Origin of the sequence: Sandarakinorhabdus oryzae (assembly GCF_009733735.1) — a bacterium.
GTDB lineage: Bacteria > Pseudomonadota > Alphaproteobacteria > Sphingomonadales > Sphingomonadaceae > Sandarakinorhabdus > Sandarakinorhabdus oryzae.
This window is the reverse complement of sequence record NZ_WNJP01000207.1, coordinates 1-4,298: the sequence shown is the minus strand read 5'-3', so window position 1 is coordinate 4,298 and position 4,298 is coordinate 1. Positions and strand designations below refer to the sequence as shown.

4 protein-coding genes and 2 tRNA genes are annotated in these 4,298 nt (G+C 69.3%); 3 read left to right on the top strand and 3 right to left on the bottom strand.

What is annotated here, in order from left to right:
- Positions 1 to 481: N-formylglutamate amidohydrolase (locus GJ693_RS14230; protein WP_197042219.1), on the bottom strand; the 481-nt coding region annotated here is incomplete at its 3' end.
- 124 nt (positions 482 to 605) lie between these two features.
- Between GJ693_RS14230 and GJ693_RS14225 the strand changes: the two genes are divergently transcribed.
- Together GJ693_RS14225 and GJ693_RS14220 are read left to right on the top strand one after the other, a co-directional pair.
- Positions 606 to 680: transfer RNA gene (locus GJ693_RS14225), tRNA-Val, on the top strand.
- Positions 681 to 756: 76 nt separating this feature from the next.
- Positions 757 to 2,790 carry an oxidoreductase gene (locus GJ693_RS14220; RefSeq protein ID WP_156256932.1) on the top strand — a complete coding sequence of 678 codons (2,034 nt, stop codon included), beginning with the start codon at positions 757 to 759 and terminating at the stop codon, positions 2,788 to 2,790.
- Positions 2,791 to 2,898: 108 nt separating this feature from the next.
- Here GJ693_RS14220 and GJ693_RS14215 read toward each other — a convergent pair.
- Positions 2,899 to 2,975 (bottom strand) — tRNA-Arg (locus GJ693_RS14215).
- A gap of 178 nt (positions 2,976 to 3,153) precedes the next feature.
- On the opposite strand from GJ693_RS14215, the gene GJ693_RS14210 reads away from it, so the two are divergent.
- The gene (locus tag GJ693_RS14210) at positions 3,154 to 3,591 is read left to right on the top strand and encodes a hypothetical protein (protein WP_197042218.1); all 438 of its coding nucleotides are present in this window, start codon (positions 3,154 to 3,156) and stop codon (positions 3,589 to 3,591) included.
- On the opposite strand, the gene GJ693_RS14205 is transcribed toward GJ693_RS14210, so the two are convergent.
- Positions 3,585 to 4,298: P1 family peptidase (locus GJ693_RS14205; protein WP_156256930.1), on the bottom strand; the 714-nt coding region annotated here is incomplete at its 5' end. The two genes, GJ693_RS14210 and GJ693_RS14205, sit on opposite strands and share 7 nt — an antisense overlap.

Genomic DNA, 4,298 nt, shown 5'->3' with positions numbered 1-4,298 from the left:
TGGCCCGCGCGGCGCCAAGGATGCGGCTGATCCGGTCGTGCCAGGGCGCGTGCAGGCTGGCCAGCCGCGCCGCCGCGTCGCTGGCGCTGAGCACGCGGCCATAGATATCGAGCCCGTGGCCGGCGAGGCGCGGGATGACGCCCAGCCCGGCCTGCACCCGCTCCGTCGCGGTCACCGGCAGGTTGAGCGGCCCGTCAAACATTGCCGGGTCCAGCTCGTCCGGCCGGCGGTTGAGATCGAGCCAGCTGCGGGCATGGGTGGCAGCCAGCACCGGCACGCCAGCAATGCCATCCAGCAGCGCATCGACGAACGCGTCTTCGGCGCGCCGCAGCTGCGCCAGCGACAGGCGCGAGGCGGCCAGCAGCGCCGGCGGATAATGGCGCCCGCTGTGCGGCGACGTGAGCAGCAGCGGCCATCGGCCATCGGCATCGCCGGACAGGATCCAGGCGGGTTGCGGCGCGGCGGAGTTCTGAAAAGCCATTGGTCACTGTCCAAGCACGCGCCGGCATTCGTGCCAAGATGGCAAATCACCGGCCACTGGCTGACGGCACTTGCCAAAGCACTTGCCAATCTGGGCCGTTGCCACTAACAGGCCGCTTCCGCGTGGACGCGTAGCTCAGTGGTAGAGCACTGTGTTGACATCGCAGGGGTCGCAGGTTCAATCCCTGCCGCGTCCACCATTTTCCCCAATTTGCCGTCGGCTTCCCCGTTTAGGGGAGGATGACGCTGGCGCGCGGCGCTGATAGCCGTGGGGACATGGCTGCACATCCTCGCTATCCGCGTGTCTTCACGCCGCTCGACCTGGGCTTCACCACCCTCAAGAATCGCATCCTGATGGGATCGATGCACACCGGCCTTGAAGACATCGAGGGCGGGTTCGAGCGTATGGCGGCCTTCTTCGCCGAACGCGCCCGCGGCGGGGTCGGGATGATCATCACCGGCGGCATCGCGCCCAACCACGAGGCCGGCGGCGGCGGCAAACTCTCGACGCCTGAGGAAGCCGCCCTGCACCGCATCGTCACCGAGGCCGTGCATGCCGCAGCGCCCGATGTGAAGATCGTCATGCAGATCCTTCATGCCGGGCCGCTGGCCGGCACGCCGGCCTGCGTGGCGCCCTCGGCCATCCGCTCGCGCATCGGCCGCTACACGCCAAACGAGCTCGATGAAGACGGGATCGAGAAGCAGCTCGCCGATTTCGCCAATTGCGCGGTGCACGCGCGGGCCGCGGGCTATGACGGGGTCGAGATCATCGGCTCGGCCGGCTATCTGCTCTCTACCTTCCTGGTCGAGAAGACCAACACCCGCACCGACGAATGGGGTGGCAGCTTCGAAAACCGCATGCGCTTCCCCGTCGAGGTGATCCGCCGCACGCGCGCCGCGGTGGGTGATGATTTCATCCTCATCTTCCGCATCCCGGCGATGGACATGCTGGAAGGCGGCATGTCGGGCGAGGAGGTGATCCAGCTGGCGCAGGCCGTGGAGGCCGCTGGCGCCACCATCATTTCGACGCACTTCACCTGGCACGAAGCCCAGGTGCCGACCATCGCCACCATGGTGCCGCGCGCCGCCTTTGCCGAAGTGACCGGGCGCATCCGCCGCCACGTGAACGTGCCGATGATCACGTCGAACCGCATCAACATGCCCGATGTGGCGGAAGCGGTTCTGGAAGCCGGACATGCCGATCTGGTGTCCATGGCGCGGCCGATGCTGGCCGATGCCGATCTGGTCAACAAGGCCTGGGAGGGCCGGGAGGACGAGATCAACACCTGCATCGCCTGCAACCAGGCCTGCCTCGATCACACCTTCACCGGCAAGCTGACCTCATGCCTGGTCAATCCGCGCGCCTGCAATGAAACGCTGATGCCGGTGCTGCCTGCCACCACCGTGCGCGATCTCGCCGTTGTTGGCGCCGGGCCGGCCGGCCTGGCCTTTGCGGTGGAGGCGGCCCAGCGCGGCCACAAGATCACGCTCTATGATGCCGCAGGCGAAATCGGCGGCCAGTTCAACCTCGCCAGGCGGGTGCCGGGCAAGGAGGAGTTTTCGGAGACGCTGCGCTATTTCAAGCGGATGATCGACAAGCTCGGGATCATGCTGAAGCTGGGCACCCGCGTCGATGCCGACCTGCTGGCCGCCGCCGGCCACGACGAGGTGATCGTCGCCACCGGCATCCGCCCGCGCACACCCGATATCCCCGGCATCACCCACGCCAAGGCAGTGCCCTATATCGACGCCATCCTGGGCCGGCGGCCGATCGGGCGCAGCGTCGCCATCATGGGGGCCGGCGGCATCGGCTTCGACGTCGCCACGCTGATCACCCACGCCGGCCCGTCGGCGGCGGTTGATATCCCGACCTTCTGCCGCGAATGGGGCGTCGATTTCGTCAACCACCCGCGCGGCGGCGTGACCGGCCTGGTGCCGCAGATCGAGAAGGCCGACCGCGAGGTGGTGATCCTGCAGCGCCGGGATGGCGCACCGGGCAAGACGCTGGGTCGCACCACCGGTTGGACCCACCGCCTCAGCCTGGTGCGGCGCGGCGTGAAGATGCTGGGCGGCGTCACCTATCTCAAGATCGACGATGAGGGCTTGCACACGTTGGTGAATGGCGAGCCGCGGCTGTTCGCGGTTGACACGGTGATCATCTGCGCCGGCCAGGAGCCGGAGCGTAGCCTGTATGACGCGCTGGTGGCACGCGGGCTGCGGGCGCACCTGATCGGCGGGGCAAACGAAGCGGCGGAACTGGACGCCAAGCGCGCCATCGCCGAGGCCACGGAGCTGGCGCTGGCCAGTTAGGCCTTGCCGTTATGCGTCGGTTTGGGAAATTGGCGCGCCCCCGCGAACGCAGTTCGCAAGACAGCAAATCCGGGCGCTGGCCGGAAGATCTTGTCGATGGGGGAAAATTGGCGCGCCCGGAACGATTCGAACGTCCGACCCTCAGATTCGTAGTCTGATGCTCTATCCAGCTGAGCTACGGGCGCGCGCCTTGGAGGCCGGCCTGATAGCGACGTCGTCAGGGCATTGCAACCTCTTCCTTGCCGCTTTAGGCCAGAAAACATGCGCCGCGCGGTTCTCCTTCTGCTTCTTGCCCTTGCTGGCTGCGCCGGGCGCAGTGGCGACTGGCCCAGCCTGAGCCCACGCCCGGGCGAGATTTCGCCGATGGTGCCGCGCAACGTGCCGGGTGTCGGCCGCTGCCCGCGCGGTGACGCGGCGTGCGCGCCGCCGCCCGAAGCCGTTGCTCCTGCCGCACCCGACATGCCGGCCCCGTCGCCGCCACCCACCCAGGCCGCCGCCGAAAGCGAACTGGCCGCGCTGGAAGCCCTGGTCGCGCAGGTGGAGGCCGCCGCCGCCCCAGCCCGCGCCGCACGAGACGCGGCGCGCGCCGCTGCCGCCGGCACCGCCAGCGATTCGGCAGCGGCATCAGCCTTGGAAGCCGCGGAGTCGGCGCTGTCGTCAGCGCTGGCGCCGCTGGCCGGTGCGGACTATCGCCGCGCCGCGCTGGCCGATGCGCTGAATGAGGTGCCGGATCTGGCCAAGGCCCTGCAGCCCCGTCTCGATGCACTGGCCAGCCGCATCGCTGCCCAAGACCCTCAGTAAAGCCCGACGGCCTGTCGCACGGCCGCCGCCACCAGATCGGCGGCGACCGTGCCGATCTCGATCAGGGCCACGTCATCCACCGGCGCCAGGCCGGGCGCGCCGGTCGATATGGCGAACAGGCAATCGCCGTCGAACGGCGTGTGGATCGGCCGCACGGCCCGCGTCAGCCCGCCTTGCGCCATCATCGCCACCCGGAGCGCCTGGGCGCGGGTGAGCGGCGCGTTGGTGGCGACCGCGCCGATGATGGTGTTGTCCCGCCCAAAGCGGTGATGCCGGGCCAGTTTGGGCATCTCCACCGGGCCGTCGCCGGGCGGCGCATCGGCATAGATCTCGCCAAAACTGTTGGCCGCCACCAGTGCGCCGACGACATGGCCATCATCCAGCATCCGCGACAGGCTGCCGATACCGCCGGCCCGGCTGCCGGCGCGCGCGCCGAAGCCGGCGCCGATGGGGCCATTGCCGTCGCTCTCGCCCAGGGCGGCAAAGGCCTCGCGCGTCAGCCGCCGATAGGGCGGCTCCATTCCCCAATTCTTGTCACCGCCGTTGGTGAGATCGAACAGGATCGCCGCCGGCACCACCGGCACCGGTGGCAGCCCGTCGCCCATGGCGAGGCCGCGCCCGGCGGCAGACAGCAGCAGCGCCAGCTCATCGCCGGCGGCCAGCCCGAACACCGAGCCGCCCGCCAGCGCCAGGCCGTGTGCCCTTTC